At 67.6% G+C, this 21,560-nt stretch carries 19 protein-coding genes; 3 read left to right on the plus strand and 16 right to left on the minus strand.

Annotated elements, in window-relative coordinates; genetic code table 11:
• Window positions 1-176: 176 nt before the first annotated feature.
• The 16 genes from ACIQJT_RS23975 to eccB form a co-directional block, all read right to left on the minus strand.
• A complete protein-coding gene (locus ACIQJT_RS23975; protein WP_402646575.1) occupies window positions 177-1,625 on the minus strand; it encodes a hypothetical protein in 1,449 nt (482 codons plus the stop codon).
• Window positions 1,622-2,752, minus strand: a complete 1,131-nt coding sequence (locus tag ACIQJT_RS23980) for a WXG100 family type VII secretion target (protein ID WP_402646578.1) — start codon at window positions 2,750-2,752, stop codon at window positions 1,622-1,624. The genes ACIQJT_RS23975 and ACIQJT_RS23980 overlap by 4 nt, the downstream gene beginning before the upstream one ends.
• Window positions 2,749-3,072: a hypothetical protein gene (locus ACIQJT_RS23985; RefSeq protein WP_402646581.1), complete on the minus strand. Its 324-nt coding sequence runs from the start codon at window positions 3,070-3,072 to the stop codon at window positions 2,749-2,751. Before ACIQJT_RS23985 ends, ACIQJT_RS23980 begins: the two co-directional genes overlap by 4 nt.
• Before the next feature lie 287 nt (window positions 3,073-3,359).
• On the minus strand, window positions 3,360-4,400 hold the full coding sequence (locus ACIQJT_RS23990) for a hypothetical protein (protein WP_402646584.1): 1,041 nt from the start codon (window positions 4,398-4,400) through the stop codon (window positions 3,360-3,362).
• Window positions 4,400-6,355, minus strand: coding sequence for a DUF6571 family protein (locus ACIQJT_RS23995; protein WP_402646586.1), 1,956 nt, complete (start codon window positions 6,353-6,355; stop codon window positions 4,400-4,402). Before ACIQJT_RS23995 ends, ACIQJT_RS23990 begins: the two co-directional genes overlap by 1 nt.
• 370 nt (window positions 6,356-6,725) lie before the next feature.
• Window positions 6,726-7,163: a hypothetical protein gene (locus ACIQJT_RS24000; protein ID WP_402646589.1), complete on the minus strand. Its 438-nt coding sequence runs from the start codon at window positions 7,161-7,163 to the stop codon at window positions 6,726-6,728.
• 482 nt (window positions 7,164-7,645) lie between these two features.
• Window positions 7,646-8,983 (minus strand): S8 family serine peptidase, encoded by a 1,338-nt coding sequence (locus tag ACIQJT_RS24005; RefSeq protein WP_402646592.1) that lies wholly within the window; start codon window positions 8,981-8,983, stop codon window positions 7,646-7,648.
• 84 nt (window positions 8,984-9,067) lie between these two features.
• Window positions 9,068-10,483, minus strand: coding sequence for a WXG100 family type VII secretion target (locus ACIQJT_RS24010; RefSeq protein ID WP_402646595.1), 1,416 nt, complete (start codon window positions 10,481-10,483; stop codon window positions 9,068-9,070).
• Window positions 10,484-10,531: 48 nt separating this feature from the next.
• Complete coding sequence (locus tag ACIQJT_RS24015; protein WP_020122655.1) at window positions 10,532-10,846, minus strand: WXG100 family type VII secretion target; 315 nt, start codon at window positions 10,844-10,846, stop codon at window positions 10,532-10,534.
• A 166-nt stretch (window positions 10,847-11,012) separates the two neighbouring features.
• A complete protein-coding gene (gene mycP, locus ACIQJT_RS24020) occupies window positions 11,013-12,341 on the minus strand; it encodes a type VII secretion-associated serine protease mycosin (protein ID WP_402646599.1) in 1,329 nt (442 codons plus the stop codon).
• Between the two features lie 87 nt (window positions 12,342-12,428).
• Entirely contained in the window at window positions 12,429-13,889 is a 1,461-nt protein-coding gene (locus ACIQJT_RS24025; RefSeq protein WP_402646602.1) for a pentapeptide repeat-containing protein, read from the minus strand.
• A gap of 52 nt (window positions 13,890-13,941) precedes the next feature.
• The gene (locus tag ACIQJT_RS24030) at window positions 13,942-14,265 is read right to left on the minus strand and encodes a hypothetical protein (RefSeq protein WP_280849000.1); all 324 of its coding nucleotides are present in this window, start codon (window positions 14,263-14,265) and stop codon (window positions 13,942-13,944) included.
• Between the two features lie 2 nt (window positions 14,266-14,267).
• Complete coding sequence (gene mycP, locus ACIQJT_RS24035; protein WP_365463208.1) at window positions 14,268-15,461, minus strand: type VII secretion-associated serine protease mycosin; 1,194 nt, start codon at window positions 15,459-15,461, stop codon at window positions 14,268-14,270.
• A 233-nt stretch (window positions 15,462-15,694) separates the two neighbouring features.
• Window positions 15,695-15,988 (minus strand): WXG100 family type VII secretion target, encoded by a 294-nt coding sequence (locus ACIQJT_RS24040; protein ID WP_365463211.1) that lies wholly within the window; start codon window positions 15,986-15,988, stop codon window positions 15,695-15,697.
• Window positions 15,989-16,058: 70 nt separating this feature from the next.
• A complete protein-coding gene (locus ACIQJT_RS24045; RefSeq protein ID WP_053850321.1) occupies window positions 16,059-16,379 on the minus strand; it encodes a WXG100 family type VII secretion target in 321 nt (106 codons plus the stop codon).
• A gap of 486 nt (window positions 16,380-16,865) precedes the next feature.
• On the minus strand, window positions 16,866-18,431 hold the full coding sequence (gene eccB / locus ACIQJT_RS24050) for a type VII secretion protein EccB (RefSeq protein ID WP_365463214.1): 1,566 nt from the start codon (window positions 18,429-18,431) through the stop codon (window positions 16,866-16,868).
• 195 nt (window positions 18,432-18,626) lie between these two features.
• Between eccB and eccE the strand changes: the two genes are divergently transcribed.
• The 3 genes from eccE to ACIQJT_RS24065 all read left to right on the plus strand — a co-directional run bounded on the left by eccE (window position 18,627) and on the right by ACIQJT_RS24065 (window position 21,273).
• Window positions 18,627-19,967, plus strand: coding sequence for a type VII secretion protein EccE (eccE, locus tag ACIQJT_RS24055; protein WP_365463217.1), 1,341 nt, complete (start codon window positions 18,627-18,629; stop codon window positions 19,965-19,967).
• Window positions 19,967-20,794 (plus strand): hypothetical protein, encoded by an 828-nt coding sequence (locus tag ACIQJT_RS24060; RefSeq protein ID WP_365463220.1) that lies wholly within the window; start codon window positions 19,967-19,969, stop codon window positions 20,792-20,794. The genes eccE and ACIQJT_RS24060 overlap by 1 nt, the downstream gene beginning before the upstream one ends.
• Window positions 20,795-20,931: 137 nt before the next feature.
• Window positions 20,932-21,273: a DUF397 domain-containing protein gene (locus ACIQJT_RS24065; protein WP_365463222.1), complete on the plus strand. Its 342-nt coding sequence runs from the start codon at window positions 20,932-20,934 to the stop codon at window positions 21,271-21,273.
• Window positions 21,274-21,560: the final 287 nt, after the last annotated feature.

Genomic DNA, 21,560 nt, shown 5'->3' on the forward strand with positions numbered 1-21,560 from the left:
TACGGGGGGGGGGGGGGGGCGCCGGGGGGGGGGGGGGGGGGGGGGGGGTTGGTTGGGGGGGGGGGGGGGGGGCTCCCGCCGGGGTGGGGGGGGGGGGGGGGGGGGGGGGGGGCGCGCCCCCCCCCCCCCCCGGCTCTACGAGGCATTCGTTCGTGAGGGTGTCGGCCAGCCCTGTCTCAAACTGTTGCGTCGCCGCTGCGGTCCATCCTGGACACGCCATGCGCGGTGAACGTGACGAGGAGCGCCAATACGCCCCCCGCGGCGGTCCATACCCTCCAGGCGCCGCTGTCCGGCACGAGCAGCAGGACGGTGAGACACCCGAGCGCCACCGTGATGCCTGCGAGAAGCAGTGCGGACGCGGTCGCGAGCCAGCCGGCGCCGAGGTCGAGGAGCTGGACGCGGCGCTCTGGGTCAGGATGCGGGGCATCCATGACGCCCGCCTCCTCCGTCTGCTCCGCCACCTGCGCCGGGACCGCGCCCGGTAGCTGCCAGCCGTCGTCGCCGACGAGATCGGCGAGTACGTCCCGGCCACGACGCTGGTCCGGATGCCAGAGCAACCAGCCCTGCGCGCCGGTCAGGACCGCCCCTGCCGGCTCACCCGCCATCTGGGCGTGGAAGGGCACCCGCTGTTCGCGGCCCTCCAGGACGAGGCAGCGCAGGACGCGGGTGTTGTCCCGGCGCTTCTTCTCGTCGGCCGCCTCCGCACTGCCGGGCGGAGGTGCGTCGGTGTGCTGGACCGTACCCGTGACGGTGACGCGCAGCGCCTTCCAGTCGGAGCCGACGGTGCGAGGGGGACGGCGCAGGCTCTCCTTCCGCCACCAGTAGATGAGCGGACCGAGCGTCGCCAGGGCCCAGAACCCCGCGATCGTCCACGCATCACCGAACTGCACGGCGCGCCCGTCGAGTTGCCGCTCCACGTCCTCACGTTGATCGTCGCCGATGGCACCGAGTTCGGGGTGGGCGGGGGCGTAGGCGACGTAGAGTTCGCTGCCGATGCTCAGGCGCCGTTTGGTGGCCGCCTGGAATGTGGCGGGCACAGCGCGTCCCCCTGTCGCTGACGGGAGCAGGACGGTGAGGTCGGACGTGGCGGCGGCGACACGGCTGCTCCCTTCCGCGGCCTCGTTCTCGATCTTCACAACGGGGCGCTGCTCGATCACCGCGTCCGCCTCGGCGAGCAAGGCACTCGTGCCCGTCCCCCGCGCGTCGGCTGCCGCCAGCGTCACCCACAGAGCCAGCAGCGTGGGAACGGCGACCATCGCACCTGCGAGTCGAGCCGACAACCAGCGCGTGCCGTTCATCTTCGACGGCACTGCCCTCTCGCCCCGGTCGGACGACACCGACGCTGCTCGGACGGCCCATCGGTAGGTCTCGCGGCGAGACCTACCGGCACCACGCACGACGCTCACACCCAGGATCGCCCAACAGGAAGCCAGCAGGGCGAGCGCGCACCACAGGGCAACCGCCCGAACCAGCGAGGCTCCCAGGAAGAGCCACCCGGCGGTCAGTGCCACGAGGGCGAGCGGAGCCGCCGCGGCGACGAACCTTCCACAGCGCGGGAAGAGCTGGAAGTCGACGATGTCGACCTCTCCGTGCGCGCGCTTGTCCATGGTCCACTCACCGTTCACCCGAACGCTCCGTAGCGCCGGGTGTCGGGTCGCTCCCGCAACCTCTTGCCATCGTCCCGGGCGTCCTGCCGCGCATCCGCGGCCGCGCCGGGCCTTTCCTTTGCGTCTTCCGCGTTGGGGTCACCGTTGACCGCCCCGTCGAGCCGCTTGGAGATGTTGCCTCCCACGCCGAGGCCCAAGCCGATGGAGGCGTTCGTTGCCACATCACCGACCAGGCCGTGCGCCGCGGACAATGTCCGGCCGTCCGTGGCGCGGTGGACGGCCGCGCTGCCTGCTCCTCCGGTCAGCCCTCCGGCCAGCGCTCCGAGTGCCATCTGCGACCCGTCGAAACGTTGTTTGCCGAGGGAGTTGTTGACGGCGTCCCCAGTGACCGAGGAGAGAACTCCCACCGTCGCGCCGTCCACAGCGTTCGCCATCACACCTCCGCCCAGTGCCGACGCCAGATGACCTGCCAGATACTTGCCGCCCAGGGCGCCCACGGCGCCGTTGACGGCGTTGCTCTGATACTCGGGGCCGTTGCCGGTGGCCAAGCTCGTGAGGATGCCCGTGCCCGTCCCCGCACCCCACTGCACTCCCAGCTCCACAACCAGCCGCCACCCCGCGTTCCCCCTCGCCAACCCGCGCACGAACCGGAACACGCGGGCGGCATCGTTGAGCAGACGGCCCAGCTTCGAGGCGGCGTCGGCGGCCTGGGCCGCCAGGCGGAGAGCGTTGGCCGCTCCGGCAGGTGCGGAGAAGCCCAGCGTGACAAAGGAGAGCGCGGCGGACGCGGCGATGGACACACCGATCTCGAGGTAGATCTGATGGATCTCGCCGTTGATCTCCTCGATGTTGTCGGCTGCCTCTTCAAGCCCTTTCGCCGCCTGCCCGAACAGCGGCACGGTCTCGTGGACCGCGTCACCGATCTTCTTCCAGTACGCGCCGAAGGCCTCCGCGGACTCCCCTCGCCAGTGCTCACCAAGGGCACCCTGCACCTGCCGGTCGAGCCCGCCGAACGCCTCCGCGAGCTCCTCCCCCATGGTCCGCCACCCCTTGGCCGCCGTACGCAGCGCATCGGGACGGCCACCGGGGTTCACGAGCTCGATTCCGGCTTCGTACACCTGCTCGGCCAGGCTCTCCCCGCTCACGTCCGACCGCCCTTAAACAGGCCGGCGAGGGCGTCGTCCGCGGCCGCGGAGTTCTCCGCGTTGTCTTTCAGGGCCTGGCGCACCTCATCGAAGTGCCGAGCCAGATGCCCCAGCGACTCGGCCATCTCCGAGGCGAGCTCGATGTAGGTCGACGTCACCTCCTCGGATTCCGTGAGCAACCCGAAGCCGTCGTGGATCTGCTCAGCCCCTGCCGTCCCCCGAAACCCCCTGACCGCACTGGCCAGGTCATACGCCCGCGTCTTGAACGCCTCGGCCAGCTTGGCCATTTCCTGCGGGTCCACATAGAAGTCACCGGACATGCACCGCTCCGCACCCCTCGCCCTCCGAGATCTTGACGTGCACTTCCGCAACCTCGTACCGACCGAAGAGTCACGGACCTGCACACGATGGAGGGACGGGTCAACTGAGGGTGCCTGTATGCCGCTTCACCGGGGTCGCCGACGACAACGGGCACGATTCGATCGCCGACCCTGTCGAGGGTCCGATGAACCAGCCCTCGGCTCATACCGCGGGATCCACCGCCCTCGTCCAGTCGAAGCCCGGTCACCGAGCCGACGGTCACGCGAAGAATCCTCGACACCCGCACTCAGGAGGGTAGAGCCGCCGGTGCGCCGCACCCGTGTCGGGCGGCTGACTGCTTCGCGAAGTGAGTGAGATCCGCCCGCTCCTTCCCGGTGAGGGGGTCCGACGTGAACTTACGGTCACTGCTTTCGACCGGCGTGGCGTGGTAGTACCCGACACCCAGGGCACCCTGGCAGGAGGCCGACGTCCAGGCCGTGGAGCCGTCGACTCCCGAGCGAGCGTCATGACCGCCGTACCTGCCGTTGCCCACAGAGCCGGGCCGATCGCTGAAGGGGCCGTATTCGGCGCGCAGTTGCAGGTCACCGACGAGCACACACTCTTCGACCGGAGCAACCGAGGCATCGGTCTCCCGCACCTCGGCAGTCGAGGACATTCCCTTGCACGTCCCGGAGGCCTCGCCGGCGGGCTTGGTCTCGGCATCGGCAGTCGGACTCCTCAGCTCACCTTCACTGCCGAATGTCGTCTTGCAGCCGACCTTCTCCGCGGCGTTCCTGGCAACCTTGGTGACGGCGCGCGCCAACTCGAGCCGCATGTCGGCGGTGTTGTCGAAATCCCACACGCTCACTGCGGCGAGAATCCCCTCGCCTTCCCGGGCGGTCCAGTTCGAGCAGCTCAGAAGTACGGATGCACCTGACTCAGCCGTGAACCCTTGCCAGCCCGCCCCCAGTGGGACGGGAAGGACGTCATCCCGCCGCTGGAAGGTGTAGCTCCCGTACTGCGTGGTCGCCTCGGTGGCTGTCTCGACATGGATCTGAGCGTTGCCTGCCCGACAATGCGTGTCCAGATCGGCCGAGTCGGTCACCTCGCCGGAATCTCCGGAACTCTTGAATGCGGACCCGAACAGGCTGAGGCGAGATTTACCGGACAGGTCGAGGATCTCCCCGACGGGAAGCATGCCCGAACAGACCTTCCCCACCTTCGCTGCCGGATACTGAAGCCAGAAGCCGTAGCCTCCGGCGAGCAGCACAAGGAACGCCACGCCAGCGGTGAGGTAGCGGCGAGTGCGCGGGGCGAGCCTTGGCGGCCGACCGGATGAAGTGCTCATTACTCGCCGTATCCCCTGTCCTCGATATAACTTCTGGACTTGTCGTTGGCGTATCCATTGCCTGCTTCGGCACCATTGTTGACAGCCGTGTCGATCTCAGCCTGGTTCAGCCCACTCGCGTTTTCCCCGACGGAAATGGTCGCCGCGTTTCTGAGTTGCGCCTGGACAGCGCTCTTGCTGGATTCCAAGTCGGACCCGGATGCGTACAACGCCTCGTCGGACGAGTCACGTTCGAGGTCCGACACCACCATGTCGATCAGTTGCCCACTGACATGTCCCGCCACTTCACCCGCGACGGCTCCCCCCACGGGAGAGGTGATGGCGGCGGTCCCCACACCGATACCGATGCTGGTGATGCTCTTGCCCCAGTCACCGGCCGATGCAAGTCGATCGTTGAAGACCTTGTCGCCCTCGGCGGACTCCTGCATGTCGGAATCCTGGCGGCCCAGCGAGAGAATTCCGTCGACCTGTGCTCCGGTCTCCGAGATCTCGTAGATGGTTTCCTTGTCGGACAAACCGTAGGCATCCGGATGCGACAGGTGGTAGTTCATCAGTTCCGCGGAGTACTGCGTCTGGCCGTAGCTGATCGCAGCGTACCCGTCCGGGTCCTGTCCCACGGTGTACATGAAACGGGTGATATCCTGCTCGCTGAAATTCGCGGAGACGCTGTCGCCGAGCGGCAGGAAGTCCTTTTCGCTGTCACCGTCCGGGCGGAGCCCGCGGTAGACGTCCGGCATATACTCAGCAGTTATGCGGCCCAGGCTGTCCTGCATCCCGTCGTGCGCCAGGTCCCCGTCCTCGGACACGTCGTGCACGAGCCTCCCCATGAGGGCGGCCTGCTGCTCGTTGTGCGCCGGGGTGTCAGCAGAGGGACTGCTGTCGTAAGAGTGACCTGTGACGGCGGACTCCAGGGCGTGACCGAGGTTGTTGTAGCCGCTGGGGTTCTTGGGGTCGCCCGTGTAGCCGGCGCCCTCAGGCCAGTGCCGGTCCTTCATCAAGTAGTCGTAGTGGTCGACCTTTTCACCGTCGACGGTGGTCTCCGAGCCGAAGAACTCGGTGGACGCCTCCGGGTTGTGTCCCAACGCGTCCATGTACCCGGTCATCGGGTCGAGCGCCCCGATGTTGGTCGACCCCAGCGTCCGCGGATACCCCCAATAGGCGTCCGGGTTCTGTCCGGCGTTGGCGCCGTTCTTCTCCGCGGTGATCAGCGCGTCGCCGTAGTCCTGGAGGAAGTCCTTGTCCCACTTGCCCTCGCTCATCAGGCTGCTGGTGAGCTGGTAGCCGCTGAGGCCGTACGGCGACTCGGTGGGGTTGGCGTTGAAGTCACGCTTGCCGGCCTCGAGGAGGTCGTTCTGGAACTTGGTGATCTCCGGGTCGGGTCCGCCCTTGCGGTGGTCGTCCGACGTGGTCGCCGTTCCGATGGTGGTGCCCAAGTTGGCCTTGAGCTCCTTGAGTTGCGCCAACTGCGCCTTGGAGAGGCTGGTGCCGGCCGGCGGGCTCATGAGCTCGTTGTACTTGCTCAGCATGTTCTCGCCACCGGTCTTGACCGCGAACTCCCGTGAGAACTCCGGGTCGTTCTTGTTGGCGGAGAGAAGCAGGTTGAGCTTGGTGATCTCGGCGTCGGAGAGGCGTTCCTTCTTGTTCATCAGCGCGGACGCCTGGTCGGCCTCGACGGAGTCGAGACTGGTGTAGACGCTGGTGTTGAAGGACTGGCTGTCGCCGCCGTTCGCGTCGCGCTCCAGGGCCGAACTGGCCGCCTCGTCAGCGGCGGTGGCCACCTCCAGGACACGCGTCAGCCGGGAGACGAGCGAGTCCAGCTTTTTCTTGCGTTCCTCGGCGAGGCCCGGCGACGCGGAGGCGGTCGGGCTGTCCTGCCTCGGGTCGACGTCCTCGACGCGGCCGTCGTCGTAGACCTTGTAGTGGTCGTTGCGAGCCTCGTCGAGCAGTGCGTGCAACTGCTTCTGGGCGGCGGAGAATTCGCCGTGCGCGTCGAGCAGCAGCTTGGCGATGCGCTCGGCCTCGGGGCGGCGTTCTCGTACTCCGTGCGGGCCTTGCCCATGGTGGTGAACGCCGCGTCGGCCGCGTCCCCCTCCCAGTGGCCCTTGAGGTGGTTGACGACCCGCTGCTCGAACTCGCGCTGCAATGCCTCGTACTTGGCGGGCAGTGCCTTCCAGGACGCGGCGGCGTCGGCCAGCGGGCCGAGGTCGGCCTTGTCGAGGTAGGGGATGGACACCATGTGCGACTGCTCCTTGTGAGGGGGTTCCGGTACGGCTCGACGGCTCGCCCGGGCGCGACGCCACTGCGCCGACGGCCAGGCGGCCCAACTCACCCGAAGGGCGTGCTGATCGAGCGTTGCCGGGCCTGCTCCTCCTGCTCGGTGCGGGTGTAGTGACCGGTGGTGGTGTGGAGCTTGTCGCTGATGTCCTGGAGCAGGCGCTTGAGGTTGATGACCTGGGAACCCCAGCGGACGTCCATCGTCACCAGGGCGCCGGCGGTGGCCCAGGAGCCCGCCTCGGCCATGCCGCCGGCGCTTTGCTTGTTCAACCCCCGGGAGGCGCTGAGGCAGTCGTCGTCGGCACCGTTGTCGACGTTCTCGGTGTCACCGCGCAGCTCGACGAGAGCGTTGGCTGCTTCGTCGAGGCGCTGGGTGTCGACGTTGGTACCACCGCCGCCCCCTGCGCCTCCGCCGCCTTCCGCGGGCACGGAGTTCAGCCGCGTCCGAGTGGATCCGCTGCGCTGCGGCGCATCGAAGGGAGTGCTCATCCCTTGTCCCATCCCCGTTGTGAAAGTGGTGAACATGCCCGGTGCGCTCACTCGGCCGCGGGTTTGCGTTGCATCCGCACGACGTGAGGTGCCCACGCCGCCTGGCCCTGCGCTCGGCGACCTAGGCACGGACATGCCAATCAGCAGGCCGAAGATACCGGATCTTCCTTGGCTGGGCCCACTGTCGGCCGCACTGTGGGACGCCCGGGGGCTTGCTGGGGACGCGCCGGGAGCGGGATGCGGACGGGCTGGGAACGGGCTGGAGCAACGCACATGCGAACGGCCCGACGAGCGTCTGCCAGTCGGGCCGTCGGCCGCTCACTGCGGGTCCGATGTGCGGTGCCGCCACAACCACTCCGGACGGCGCCTTGGCGCCCGGGTGCTGCCTTGGTTGATGAAGTACGGCTTGCCAGTGGTCGCCACGTGACGGGTGACGAGCTCCACGTCAGCGGATCAGCATCGGCGCACGACCGAACCTGCGGTTACTGCTGCGGCGGCCACTGCGACTGGGGCGGGGTGGGCTGCTGCTGGTACGGGTTCTGCTGCGGCGCGGATGTCTGCTGGTAGGGGTTCTGCTGGGGCGGCAAAGGCTGCTGACCGTACTGCGGATACGGTCCCGGGCCGCCCGTCCCCCCGTTGTTCTTGTTGCGCCGGGAGAGCTTCACAATCAGCAGGACGACGAGGCCGATCACTACCAGGGCGATGACACCGAGGACAGCGAAGAAGATCATTTGCTTTTGGTCTGCCTTTTCTTGCTCTGCAGAATTCCCAGTGTCGGACGCGCTGGCGGTCGGGGCAGCGGACGGATTCTCGGAACCAGCCGTCGGGACCCTGAGCGGTCCGAATTTTGACCCTGCGGGGAGATCTTCCGTAAGAGCCGCAAGCGGACGAATGGTTCCGTAGCCGTACTTCTCGTCAGGGAGGGAGAGACCCCTTGCAGAGCTCGGCAACACGGCGGTCTTGGTGAGACGGTTAGCGATCTGTCCCGCCGTAAGATCGGGGAATTTTGAGCGGAGCAATGCTGCCGACGCGGACACGAAGGCGGTAGCGTCCGAGGTACCATCCGCGATACGCAGCTTATTGCCAGGCCACGAAGCGCCCACAATACGCGTCGCTGGAGCGGTCAATAGAACCGAGGATCCATAATTGGAATTCTCCCAAATGGTGCCATCCTTGTTGACCCCTCCGACCGCGAGGACACCAGGGGCGTCTGCTGGGAAGCCAACATTTTCATCTCCGTCGTTCCCGACGCCAGCCACGATTAGTACATCATGGTCCAGCGCATAGGAGATCGCTTCTAGATCCTCAGGCGGTCCACCAATCGGGAAACGCGGGTCTTCAATAATCATAGAAATGTTTACTACCGAGGCTCCATGATCTACCGCATAACGGATTTCGTCGGCGAACCCAGAGCCCCCCTGAATATTTGCACGAATGGGGAGAATCTTGGCCCCTGGCGCTAGTCCCATGACGCCGTCCACCGCGCCTGGTCCATGACCATGTCCAGCAATCACTGAGGCCATGCCCGTACCGTGATCGTCGATCACTGGAGAAGCGTCATTATCCCCATCGACGAAATCTTTCCCCTTAAGTACATTGTTTGCAAGATCGATGTGCTCGGCATTTACTCCACTGTCAATGACTGCGACAGTGACGCCGTTTCCTTGGGAGACCTTCCAGACGGACTCGGCCTGTAGCGTCTGCAGTGCCCACTGGTCACGTCTCGTCTGGTCCGCAACGGCCTCGGGGGCCGCCGTTACGATCAACGCGCCAGTCAATGCCGTAGCGCTCAGTGCGCGCATTGCTCGCGTCAAGGCCATGCCATCCCTCTCCCAGTACTGAACGTGGGCGCGGCCTTAGGCCACGCCCACGCATCCTGTCACGTGCCGGTGAGCACTTAGCTATTACTCGATGACTCGAGGCGCGGTGTTGGTCTGCGGCGTCCAGGTCTCCTCGTCTTCGACCAGGTAGTCGGGACGCTCACCCTCGCGCTGCTCGTCTTCCTTCCGGCGACCAGTACGCGATCCAGGGGCACCTGCGATACCGCCCTTACGGACAGCGCTGGCTCCCTTTCCTACGGCGCCACGGCTGCTGTGCAGACCCGAACCACCGGCGGTGCCCCTGCCCGCACCCGCACCGGACTTGGGCGTGCCACCGACCACGCCGCCACGAGCCGTACCTCCGACCCGCCCGGTTGCACCCTTGGAGGCACCCGCGCCACCTACGCCGCTGGCGCCAGCACGGCCTGCCACTCCTCCAGCACCGGCACCCGCCCCGGCGCCGGTACGACCGATCATGCCGCCGCGAGCTGCACCGGCTCCAGCCGCTCCACCAACTGCGCCACCGACGAAACCGGCACCGACGCCTCCCCCAGCAGCGGCTCCGCCCCCGACGCTAGTGGTGCCGCCTCCAACTGTGGGTGTCCCAGTTCGCCCACCAGAAATGCCATCAATCGCCGTGCCGACCTGGGGCTGCGACACAGTCGGCTTATGTGCACCACCCGTGATACCCGAAGGGGGCGTAACCGCCTTGGGCGAGCTGATGGTGCTGTTGATCTGACTTCCGCGAGCAGTGCCCGTCGCGACGTGCTGCGGGCTACGTGTCACGGTCTCGGTGGGAACAAGCACGGGAGCAGGAGCAACACCGCCAGGATCGCCTGGGTAGTCATCAGCGTGGTCAACACCGCGCCCGGGCTTCCACGACCCCATCTCCGCAGCCCGGCTGTTATAAGCCGCCCCCAGCGTCTCCATCTTCGCAGCCATCCGGAGCTGCGCCTCGCGGCCCTCCGAGAGGCTGCCCGCGTTGCCGTCGAGGGCCTGCTGGGAGCCGGCGCCGCTCTTGAGGGCGTTGTTCGCGCCCGAGTCGTCGCGGTCGCCCATGTTGCCGATGTAGTCGAGCGCGCTGGAGACCTTGCCCGGCTTCTCCATCGCCATGACCTCGGGCTTGATCTGCTCGAGCGTCGCAGCGGCGCCCTTCAGCGAAGTCGAGGTGTGCGTGGCGTACTTGGAGCTGTCGGTGATCTTCTTGCCGATCACCTGCGCCCGCGCCCTGAACAGATCCGCGCTCTGTCCTTCCCAGTGGGCGAGGACGTGCTCGACGGCCGCGTCGAGGGTCTCCTTGATCCCGCCCGGCCCGACCAGGTCCTTGCTGAGGGCCTCCCAGGCCGCCGCGACACGCTTCACGGTGCCCGGGTCGGCGTCACGGACCATGTCCTTCATCTGGTCCATGTCGTAGTTGAGCCCGAACGGCGTGGTGTGCTGGGCCGAGATGCACTGATTCGTCTCGACGTACTCGAAGTCGTCGACGTCCTTGTCGCCCATGTCTACAGCCCCCTCTGATCCACGCGCTCCATGTCGCAGGACATCTCGTTACTTCCTGTTGAACGCCGCATAGTTCTCCGCCTCGGCGTCGCTGAACGCGTCATGCGTCCTCTTCGTCTTCTTTCCGAAGTCGTCCAGCACGTCTTCCAGGTGCGCGACGATCTCGTAGAGACGTTCCTTCATCGCTTCGTGGGCGTCGTACAGCGCCTTCGCCTCACCGAAGCCCGTACCCAGCGCGCCCTGCGGCAGGTACGTGTTGCCCATGCAGCTCGACTTGGACGTCGTCATGTCCCTGATGACGCCGTTGAGCTTGGTGATCGTCCCCTCGATCTCACTCAGATCGACCTTGTACTGCTCAGCCATGATGCTCAGCTCCCCGTTGGTTCCACGTCGTTATCCACACCCTGTTGCGCGCCGCCAGTCACTCAGGATCCGTCCGCCGGCGAAGAGCCCCGCGGACGTGGGCGCCCTGACGAACTGACCGTCATGGGCCCACACACTTTGCTGGACAGGTGCGTTGCTCTCTTGCCTACTGTTGCGGCGGCCATTGTCCCTGAGGCTGAGTCGGCTGCTGGTACGGGTTCTGCTGCGACGCGGACGGCTGCTGCTGGTACGGGTTCTGGTGCGGCGGGGCCGGCGGCTGGCCGTACTGCGGGTAGGCCGCGGGACCACCAGGACCGCCACCGCTGCCCTTGTTCCGCCTGGACGCCTTGACGATCAGGAACACGATCAGCCCGAGGACGGCCAGACCCACGACTCCGATGACGGCCCAGATGAGCACGGCCTTCTGATCGGCCTCTGCTTGCTGATCGGGCTCTGCCTGCTCACCGCCAGAGGCGCCTGCGGTTGCGGCATCCGACGTCTTCAGGGATTCCGGAACGGTGAGCGGCCCGTACTTCGAGCCGGCCGGAATGTCGTTCTTCAGGGCAGCCACCGGCTGAATGATCCCGTATCCGTAACTCTTGTCCGGAAGAGACAATCCCTTTTCGGTATCAGGCAGAACCGCCGTCTTCACCAGACGATTGACAATCTGACCTGCTGTCAGGTCGGGAAACTTCGACCGCAGAAGAGCAGCGGCCGCCGAGGTGAAGGCGGTGGCGTCAGATGTCCCGTTCCCGCTGACATATGAACTTCCGGTCCCTTTTGCAGAGACAATGTGGGTACCGGGCGCCGTCAGGGCTACTTGGGGACCCGAGTTGGACTTCTCCCAGATCTGCCCGTCATTTTTTACGGCACCCACGCCCAGTGCACCCGGCGAGGAGGCGGGATAACACTTGCTCGAGTTGCCATCGTTTCCTGCGCCACCAATAACCAGCACATCACGGCTCAGCGCGTAGGCAACAGCGCTCGAGACTTTCTCAATATCTTCCTGAGAGCTCGAATCAAAACATTGCGATACGTTGATCACAGAAGCGCCGTGATCGACAGCATACCGAATGGCTACACCAGTTCCTGGGCCACTCGTGCCGAACTCACGAATGGGCAGAATTTTTGCCTCCGGCGCCAAGCCGATGACTCCGTCATTGGCGCCATGTCCATGCGCAGCGATGATTGCCGCCATCGCCGTACCGTGGTCATCACCAGCCGCTGGGGTCGGGCTGCCCCCGTCCATGAAGTCCTTGCCGGGGAGCACATTGCCCCGCAGGTCGATGTGGCCGGCATTGACGCCATCATCGATAACGGCGACCGTTACACCGCTTCCCTTGGAGATCTTCCACGCGGATTCGGCGTTGAGTGCGTCCAGCGCCCATTGGTCTTCTCTGATCTGGTCCGCCGCCGCAAGCGGAGCAGAAGCGAACAGCAGTGCACTGGCGAATGCACCGCAGGTCACAGTGCGAAGTACCTGGGTCAAGCCCATCCGTGTGTCCTCTCTGAGGTCAGTGCGGGGAAGCCGCTGTGGGCAGCATCCCCGCACCTTCCTACCAACTGCGGCACGCCGCGCGGCTTACTCCTCGATCACGCGAGGAGCCGCGTTGGTCTGGGGGGTCCAGGTCTCCTCGTCTTCGACCAGATAGTCGGGACGCTCGCCCTCGCGCTGTTCGTCTTCCTTGCGCCGACCGTTACGCATACCGGGAGCACCGGCGATACCGCCCTTGCGGACAGCGCTGGCACCCTTTCCTACGGCGCCCCGGCTGCTGTGCAGACCCGAACCACCGGCGGTGCCCCTGCCCGCACCCGCGCCGGACTTCGGTGTGCCACCCACGACGCCGCCACGAGCTGTGCCACCGACACGTCCGGCCGCGCCCCTGCCGGCACCCGCGCCTCCAGCACCTACGCCGCCCACGCCTCCGGCACCGGCCCGACCCGCCATACCGGCAGCGCCCGCACCTGCGCGCCCCACCATTCCGGCGCGCGCGGCACCCGCTCCGGCGGCTCCACCGACGGCACCACCCACGAAGCCGGCCCCGCCGCCGGTAACACCGCCGCCGGCGGTCCCGCCGCCGACAACACCCGGACCGCCGGCCGTGGTCCCTCCGGTACGACCACCGGCGATGCCGTCGATCGCTGTACCGATGTTCCCTGTACCGATGTTCCCTGTACCGGCGTTCCCTGTACCGACGTTTCCTGTCGGCACAGTCGGCTTGTGTGCCCCACCGGTGATGCCCGAAGGCGGAGTCACAGCCTTGGACGAGCTGATGCCGCTCGTCTGGGCGGTCCGGGCTGTGCCTGACGACACAGTCTGGGGACTACGAGGCGAGCGGGCCGTCGGCATGACTACAGGCGTGGGTGTGATGCCGCCCGGGTCACCCGGGTAGTCACTCTCGTCGCCGATGCTCGGCTTCCTCTGCCACGACCCCATGGCCTTCGCCTGGGAGTTGTAAGCGGCGCCCAGCGTCTCCATCTTCGCGGCCATCTTGAGCTGCGCTTCCCGGCCAGCCGAAAGGTCGTCGTGGTTCGCGTCGAGGGCGTCCTGTGCGCCCTTTCCGGCGGCCAGGTCCTTGTTCAGGCCGTCGTCGCTGCGAGTGAAGCCGTCTCCCAGGCTGTTCATCGCGCTGGAGAGCTTGCTCGGCTTCTCCATCGCCATGACTTCGGGCTTGATGCGGCTCAGCGTGGCGCCGGCGTTCGCCATCGCGGTCGAGGTGTGGCTGGCGTACTTGGCAGTGTCGCCGATGCTCTTGCTGACCTGCTTGGCCTTGGCGGCGAACCGGTCGGCGGCCGCCCCCTTCCAGTGCTCCTGGATGCGGGCCACTTCTTTCTCGAACTCGGCTTGAATGCTGGTGAGCTGCGACGACAGCCCTCTCCAGCCCTCGGCCACACCTGACACGAGTTCAGGCCTGGCGTGCTGGAGCATGGCCTTCATCTCGTCCATGTTCTTGCCGCCGGCGAAGGGCGTCGTGTGCTTCTCGTTGAAGCACATGTTCATCTCGGTGTAGTCGTAGTCGATCTGGCCGTCGCTGTCAGCCATGCCCCTGTGCCCCCTCGTTGATTCGCACCTCAGCCATCACCATGTTCACGGCTCACTGCTTGCCCGCGTTGGGGAAACTCGCCTGGGCGTCGTAGTCGGAGTCCTGGTACGCCCCGTGCGCGTACTTCGTCTTCTGTCCGAACTCGTCCATGACTGTGTTGAGGTACTTCACAGCGTCTTCTATGTACGTCTTGATCTCGTTGTGGGCGTTGGCGAGTTTCTCCGCCTCGTCAAAGCCCGTCCCCAGGGCACCCGCCGGAAGGTAGGTGTTGGTCTTCGAGTCCGTGTCCGCCTTGCCGAGATCACCGAGTACTCGGTTCAGCGCGGTGACGGTCTTCTCCAGTTCGTCGAGATCGACGCTTACTTCCTCAGCCATGCTCAGCTCCCCGTTGACTCCACGTTGTTACCCACACCCTGCTTGCGCCGCCAGTCGCTCAGGACGCGGCCGCCGCCGAACAGCAGCAGCACCAGGGCGAACCCCGCCGCCAGGACGTACAGCGCGTACCGTTCCGTCCGCTGCTGTTCGGACTCGCCGAGGACCAGTGTCGCGGCCTGGACGTCGGCGGAGTCGCCCACGGGGCCGACCGAGTCCGGCTTCGGGCCGTCGGCCGAGGGCGTCGTCGTGTCGTCGTTGACCGCGGCGGCCGGGTCGATGACACCCCAGCCCACGAAGTCGTCGCGGCCCGCCTTGGTCCGGTCCGCCGTCTGCTCGATCTGGGTGATGACCTGCTTGTAGCTCCACTCGGGGTGCTTGGCACGGATCAGTGCCGCCACACCCGCCACGTACGGAGCCGCGAAACTCGTGCCCTGGTCGACGCAGTTGCCGCCCACCGGGACCGTCGAGACCATGTCGATGCCCGGCGCCGCCACGCCCACGAAGGGGCCCGACTGGGAGAAGGGGGCACGGGCGTTGTTGCGGTCGGAAGCCGCGACCGCCAGCACGCCCGGGTACGCCGCCGGGTACGTCTCCTTGACCTTGCCGTCGGCGCCGTCGTTGCCCGCCGCCGCGACGATCAGGGCGTCCTTCTCCTGGGCGTACTTGACGGCCTGTTGGAAGGCGGCGTCGACCGTCGGGTCCATCTTCGAGGCGGTGTCCTGCGAGATGTTGATGACCTTGGCGCCGGCGTCGGCCGCGTACTTGATCGCCTTGATCATCGTGCCGACGTTGCCGCTGCCCTGGTCGTCGTTCTGACGGACCGGGATGATCGTCGCTTCCGGGGCGAGGCCGACGAATCCGGTGCCGTCGAGCTTCCTGGCCGCGATGATGCCCGCGACCTTGGTGCCGTGGCCCACCTTGTCGGTCCTGCCGTTGCCGCCGGGGTGCAGGAAGTCCTTGCCGTTGGCGACGGCGCCGCCCTTGAGCTGTGCGTTGACGGTGTCGACACCGGTGTCGATGACGGCGACCTTGACGCCCTTGCCCCTGGTGTCCTGCCAGAGCTGGTCCAGGACCACGCGCTGCAACGACCAGGGCGTTCCCTTGATGATGTCGGACGGGAACGAGCAGCTCGTGTCGTCGACCTGGAAGCGCACGTCGTCGTCGGCCAAGGCGGTCCGCACGCGCTCGGCGGTCATACTCGGTGTGGCCCCCGCCAAGGGCAGCCCACAGGCCAGAACCGCCACGGCGGCGGTGCCTGCGGCGCTCCGACGCGCGGCGCGCGATGCCCCGGATCCCACTGTGTTACGTCCTCCCGTTTTGTTGCTTTACGGGGCGCATGAACCTGCTATGAGCGGATAAGTCCATACGTCCCGTGAACCGCCGATGGGGCGAGTGCGCGACAGCGCACCCGCCCCATCAGGCGATCACGTCAGCCGCCCCAGATCTGGGCGTTCTTCGACTCGGTCGCCTGGTAGTTCTGGGCGGCACTGTCGAGGGCCTTGGCGATGGCCTCCAGCGTCTGCTGCATGGAGGCGGCGCGCTGGTCCCACTCGGCCTGCTTGGCGCGGTAGGCCTCCTGCGCGGAGCCCTCCCAGCTCGTGGAGATCCGCTTCACGCCGCTCTCGAGGTCGTCGAGCTGCTGGCGGATCTTCCCCGCCGTGCTGCGGACGTCCTGAGCGGCCTGGGAGATCGTGGCGAAATTGACAAGGATCTGCCCGGACATGTCTTTGTTGTCTCCTCAGTTGTGGGAATGGTCGGTCATGCGACACGCGCGCCGAAGCGCACGGGACCGATCATCCGAACGGGGACTGCGCAGCGATGTTCTGGATGGACGCGCGCTGCTCTTCTTCCGACGCCGCGTAGGCCTTGGTGCTCTGGTCGATCGCTTCCTTGATGTCGCCCAGGATCTGGTTGATCTTGGTGGCATCCTGGTTGACCTGGTTCTGCAGGTTGTTGTACGCGGTGGCCGCCGAACCCTTCCAGCCGCCCGTGATCGTGTCGATCACGGTCTGCAGCCGGCGGATCTCGGACTGAATCGAGGAGCTGACCGTGGAGATCTGGCCGCTGAACGCAACCATCTCCTCCTCGGTCATGGTGAACTGCTGTCCAGCCATGCTGTGTCCCCCATGAGACGTAGGAGTTCTAGGTAGACCCACACCCGGAACACCACCGCCGAGGGGCGGCAGGCGTATCCAGTCTGGTCCGGCACCACTCTAGTCGCATCCGCCGACAGAACGAACATCCGAAGGGTTCTGTAGCAAGATCGCGATGAACTCAACTCACCTTTTTCACAAGTTGTTTGCTACACGCGCGCGACGCGCGTGATCCATAACGGGGGGGCAACAACGGGGGCATCGCCAGGGGAATCCGGGGAGGCATCGCCGGTGGTGCAAGGCGGGCATTGCCGTTGGTACCCGGCCGACGTCCCGGACTTCCGCGAACCCCCGCCTCGCCGACACCCGACCCAACCCCCGGCACCGGCACCGGCACCGGACGACAGACACCCGAACACACCCCGAGGGGCCCTCCCCGGCCCGACCGGCCGGAGCAGAACCCCCCGTAGCGATGAAACGGTGATGCGGTACAGCGGTGACGCCCGTCTACGACCCCTGCGCCTGCTCCGCGTTCCCACTGCTCAGCTCCGGTCCCGCCGCGAGCAGGTCCGCCCACGCCGCTGGTACCGGGACCGGCTTGATCTTGCCGTAACCGAGCCTGACCTGGGCGGTGTTGGTCTGCTGGGTGTCGGCCTTGTCGCCGCCCGTGACCTCGCTGTCGTTGCGGGCGGGCACCGAGTAGCGCAGACCGGTGTCGGTGACGAGGAACGTGCTGCCGCCACCGGCGTTGGCGCCCGTGAGGCGCTTGAAGAGCAGGCCGCTGCCAGGTGAGACGTAGGTCCGCGAACCGCTCTGGGAGAGGTCCTTCGGGTAGTCCTGGCCGCTCCACACCGACATCAGCGACTGACCGGTCCGCTCGTTCTTGGCGCCGCCGTGCCAGACGCTGCACGAGATCTTGTTGCCGCCCTGCTCCCAGTGCGTGTTGGCCTGCACCACCGGCTCATCGGGCCACCGCATCTCCTGCATCCACTCACCGGTCTCCGGGTGGATGTCGTTGAAGCCGACCTCGACCGCCTCCGGCTTCCGGCTCGCGTACACGGAGCTGATGAAGGGGCTGCGCAGCCACATCTGTGCCGCGAAGTCGGACACCGGCTGCACCTTGTTCTTCAGCACGATGTACTTCTGCTCGCCGGCTCCGGAACCGGCTTCGAGGACCATGCCGACCTTGGAGAGATCGGGAGCGAGTCCGTCGACGTTCGCGTCCGCGCCCGCCTCCTCCGCCATGTTGGGGAACTCGAGGGTCCCCCCGACGTTCAGCGTCTTGAGGAAGTCCGGGCTGACGCTCTGCGGCTGCTTCCCGTCGCCGAACACCGCCCGCTCGATGTCCTGGAGGGAGTTCTTGCTGGCGAGCCGCCAGGCCTTGCCGCCGATCAGATAGGCGCTGCCGTCGGCGGTGACCATGTACCGGGGGCCGTTCCCGCTGACCGAGGTGGGGTCCTTGGGGCCCTCGACGTAGAGGACCTCACGCTGGTTCAACTCCCCCTTGTTGTGCAGGAGTTTGTTGTAGTCGCTCTTGTCCAGCACGTAGGTCGCGCTGACCGGCTGCCCGTCCTGTCCCGGGGACTGGCACAGCGCCCAGGTCTTGACGGTCTCCGCGTCCGACGCGGAGGGCAGCCGGTCGGGGGCGAAGGGGATGCCGACGGTGGCGCCCATGGGGTACTTGCTGTTGTCGAGCACCGACTCCTTGATCTTCATGACCTGGGGGTTCTCGCCGTTCAACAGGAGCTTGGCGGAGGCCAGGTTGAGGACCGGGTGCAGGCTCAGCTTGTTCTCGCCCTTGGTCTTCACCAGCACGTAGCGCGTCGTCGACTCGCTGCCGACGAGGATGTTCTTGCCCTGTTCGTCCCAGCCCTTCGGCGCGGTCGGGCTGAGCATGCCCCAGGCGCCGAATCCGATGAGCACCAGCGCCGCCACCCCGAGACTCGGCAGGACCGTCTTGAGGGGGCGCGGCGCGGCCTCTTCCGAACCGTGCGGAGACGGCTGAAGAAACGCCGCCACCGTGCGCCTGCGCGCGAAGGAGTAAGCGTTCAGCTCATCCCGACGTGTCGCCATCGATGGGTCAACTCCCCGTTTTTTCGCTTTACTGCCGAATGCGGAACTCCCCAGGGCGGCCCGGTACTCCGTGGCGTTTGCTCCTGCAGGGGCCTCTACTATGCCGTGTGACGATCGCACCGTACGGTACGGGGTACGGTGATCCGCCGCCAGCTCGAGTCGCGGCCAGACAATGCAAAGGGGTTGTACCGGGGGATGAGCACTGCGACCAGGTCCCGGCGCCGTGACGGCAGCCGTCGTACCCAGGAGAACCAGGGGCCGGGGCAGGTGCCGGAACCGGCACAGCCGTCCGCGGCCCCGAGGCCCGCGAGTCCCGCGTCGCCGTCGCTCGCCCGGCGCCCCGGCAGCATCGGCCCCATCCGCGTCCAGCAGCTCGTCGGCTTCGAGCTGGCCGCCGCGGTGCTGCTGATCGGCTGGCTGCTGCGTCCCATCGGTCTCACCGTCGGCATCGTGCTGGCCGTACCGCTGGTCCTGGCCGGGCTGCTGCGTCGGCGCGGCCGTCCGCTGCCCGAATGGTTCAGCACCGCCCGTGCGCTCCGCGACCGCCGCAAGCGCAACGCCGAGCCCGTACCGCCCGGCACCGACCCCGGCTTCGCCCCGGCCGTCGAGTGCGACCCGGCGCTGCGCACCTACAGCTTCCAGGACCGCGAGCAGCGCGAGATCGGCATGCTCGGCGACGGCACCTTCCTCACCGCGCTGGTCCAGGTGCAGGCCGCGGACACCCCCCTGCGCCCCTCCTACGGCACCGGTGACATCCCCCTCGACCTGCTCCAGGGTCTGCTGGAGGTGGACGACATCCGCCTCGCCTCGGTCCAGATCGTCCAGCACACCCAGCCCGCGCCCGCCCCGCACCTGCCCCCGCAGGCCATGGCGGTGCGTTCCTACGGCCCGCTCCAGGCCCAGAGCATGACGCCGGCGCTGCGCATCACCTGGGTCGCGCTCAAGCTCGACCCGGAGCTGTGCCCGGAGGCCGTGGAGGCCCGCGGCGGCGGGATGCAGGGTGCCCGGCGGGCGCTGCTGCGCGTCGCCGACCAGTTGGCCAGCCGCCTCATGGGGGCCGGCATGCAGGCCAAGGTGCTGAGCGAGTCGGACATCTGCGGCGCCATCGCGACCTCGAGCTGTGTCAACCCGATGGCCACGACCGGCGGTGCCGCCCTCGACGGCAGCCGCTCGGGCCGCCGTACGGCCGAGACCACCCGCACCTGGCGCTGCGACGACCGGCTGCACACCACGTACTGGATCTCCAAGTGGCCGCAGTTCGGCGGCGGCGGACCGGCGTTCCCCCGGCTGGTCGGCGCGCTGACCTCCGCGCCCACGCTGGCGAGCACCTTCTCCCTCACCATCAGCAGGCGGCGCGGCAAGGTCCTGGCGCTGTCCGGGCACGTCCGCCTGACCGGCCGCGGTGAGAACGAACTGGGCGAGGCCACCGAGCACTTGGAGCGGGCCGCGGCCGCGTTCAAGGTCGGTCTGGTTCGGCTCGACCGTGAGCAGCTGCCCGGAGTCCTGGCCACCCTGCCGCTGGGAGGTACCCGCTGATGTCCACTCCCACCATGCGCCCCTCGGGCCGCTCCGGCTTCGGATCGTCGACGCCGGGCTTCCCCGGACAGCGTCCCGGGCATCTGCCCCGCTCCCCCGAGCCCGCCCGGCTGGGCCCCGAACGGCGCCTGCGGGCGGCCTTCGGTCTGCTCGGTCCCCGGCGCGAGCGCCACCTCGTCGACGCCGACGTACTGGCGCAGCTCACGCTGCCGGCCGGCGACGACGGTCTGATCCTCGGCATCGACCCCGACAACCGGCCCGCGGTGCTGGGGCTGTGCCGTCCCACCCGCCTGGACATGGTGCTGGTGGGCGGTACCTGGCTGGCCCAGGTCATCGCCCTTAGGGCGGCGGCGATCGGTGCCCGTGTGGCCGTCGAGACGGCCCGTCCGCAGCTCTGGGCGCCGATGGCGCAGGCGGCCGGCGGCGGCCAGCAGTGCGTGACGGTGCACCAGGTCGGGCGGATCGCCCCGCAGGGACCGTCCCCGGCCAGCCCGGTGCTGATCATCCGCGACCTGGGCATCCGTCCGCCGCGCAGCCGTCTCACCACGGCGCCCTGGCAGTCGGTGCTGACGCTGCTCCCCTACCTCGGCCCCACCGCGCCGCGGCTGCTGGCCAACGCGGACGTCGTCGGCGTGCAGCGGATCTCCCCGCAGGAGTCGGAAGTGGTGGGCAAGTCCATGCGGTTGCCCCAGGGTGACGCCGCGTCCCTGCCGTCCCTGTCCGACAACGTCGCCCTGTGGTGCACGCAGAAGCACCGGCAGTACGTGATGACGCAGCCCACCGACGCGGAGACCGGTCTGCTCGGGGCGCCCCGCCGCATGGACTGACGGGCGGGTCCGGGGCGCGGCCAAGGTCGCGGCCCCTCGCGCGAGTTCGTGACCGGACCGTTGCGCCGTGTGAGGGGTGCCTGGCCAAGTAGGGTGCTGCTGCACGAGGTTCGCTCATGAGAAAGGGCCCGCCGACCATGACTGACGCGGACGACATCGCCGCAAAGACTCCGGACCCGGACGTAAAGGCGCGAAAAGAGCGGGAACGGGACGAGTTGTACGGCCTGGACATCTCCGGTGTCGAGTGGCACAGCGCGCCCGGCACCGAGGAGCACGAGGAGCGCGTCGAGATCGCCTACCTCCCCGGGGGCGCGGTGGCCATGCGGTCCTCCCTGGACCCGGACACCGTCCTGCGGTACACGGAGGCGGAGTGGCGGGCCTTCGTACTGGGCGCCCGCGACGGCGAGTTCGACCTGGAGCCCGCAGGGGCCGACGGCGGACCCGCCACCGGGCAGGCCGAGCGGGCGCAGCAGCCGTAGCAGGCGCGGCATCCCGGCCCCGGCCGGGACCGAGCCGACCGTCCCGGACTCCAGGAGACAGACAACCGTCACAAGGGCGACATCAAGGCAGGCACTGTTCCGTCGCGTGCGAGCGCACAGCGGACGGGCCTGCCCCGCCGACGCCTGTGGCGTTTACGCTTGATGCGGGTGCGACGTAGGAACCCACGGGTGGGTTGTTCGCGTCCAGGGGACTTCAGTCGGATCGGACCACAGGAACGGTCGCCCCCCAGCCCGGCACATGAGTGCCCACACGGCACGAGGGTGCT

Source organism: Streptomyces sp. NPDC091972, assembly GCF_044756385.1.
In the GTDB taxonomy this organism is placed as follows: domain Bacteria; phylum Actinomycetota; class Actinomycetes; order Streptomycetales; family Streptomycetaceae; genus Streptomyces.

Bases quoted from the DNA above. Each gene is read 5' to 3' on its own strand.
- ACIQJT_RS23985 (WP_402646581.1), bottom strand. From the start codon at position 3,072: ATGTCCGGTGACTTCTATGTGGACCCGCAGGAAATGGCCAAGCTGGCC.
- ACIQJT_RS23990 (WP_402646584.1), bottom strand. From the start codon at position 4,400: ATGAGCACTTCATCCGGTCGGCCGCCAAGGCTCGCCCCGCGCACTCGC.
- ACIQJT_RS24000 (WP_402646589.1), bottom strand. From the start codon at position 7,163: ATGAGCACTCCCTTCGATGCGCCGCAGCGCAGCGGATCCACTCGGACG.
- ACIQJT_RS24005 (WP_402646592.1), bottom strand. From the start codon at position 8,983: ATGGCCTTGACGCGAGCAATGCGCGCACTGAGCGCTACGGCATTGACT.
- ACIQJT_RS24010 (WP_402646595.1), bottom strand. From the start codon at position 10,483: ATGGGCGACAAGGACGTCGACGACTTCGAGTACGTCGAGACGAATCAG.
- ACIQJT_RS24015 (WP_020122655.1), bottom strand. From the start codon at position 10,846: ATGGCTGAGCAGTACAAGGTCGATCTGAGTGAGATCGAGGGGACGATC.
- mycP (WP_402646599.1), bottom strand. From the start codon at position 12,341: ATGGGCTTGACCCAGGTACTTCGCACTGTGACCTGCGGTGCATTCGCC.
- ACIQJT_RS24025 (WP_402646602.1), bottom strand. From the start codon at position 13,889: ATGGCTGACAGCGACGGCCAGATCGACTACGACTACACCGAGATGAAC.
- ACIQJT_RS24030 (WP_280849000.1), bottom strand. From the start codon at position 14,265: ATGGCTGAGGAAGTAAGCGTCGATCTCGACGAACTGGAGAAGACCGTC.
- mycP (WP_365463208.1), bottom strand. From the start codon at position 15,461: ATGACCGCCGAGCGCGTGCGGACCGCCTTGGCCGACGACGACGTGCGC.
- ACIQJT_RS24040 (WP_365463211.1), bottom strand. From the start codon at position 15,988: ATGTCCGGGCAGATCCTTGTCAATTTCGCCACGATCTCCCAGGCCGCT.
- ACIQJT_RS24045 (WP_053850321.1), bottom strand. From the start codon at position 16,379: ATGGCTGGACAGCAGTTCACCATGACCGAGGAGGAGATGGTTGCGTTC.
- eccB (WP_365463214.1), bottom strand. From the start codon at position 18,431: ATGGCGACACGTCGGGATGAGCTGAACGCTTACTCCTTCGCGCGCAGG.
- eccE (WP_365463217.1), top strand. From the start codon at position 18,627: ATGAGCACTGCGACCAGGTCCCGGCGCCGTGACGGCAGCCGTCGTACC.
- ACIQJT_RS24060 (WP_365463220.1), top strand. From the start codon at position 19,967: ATGTCCACTCCCACCATGCGCCCCTCGGGCCGCTCCGGCTTCGGATCG.
- ACIQJT_RS24065 (WP_365463222.1), top strand. From the start codon at position 20,932: ATGACTGACGCGGACGACATCGCCGCAAAGACTCCGGACCCGGACGTA.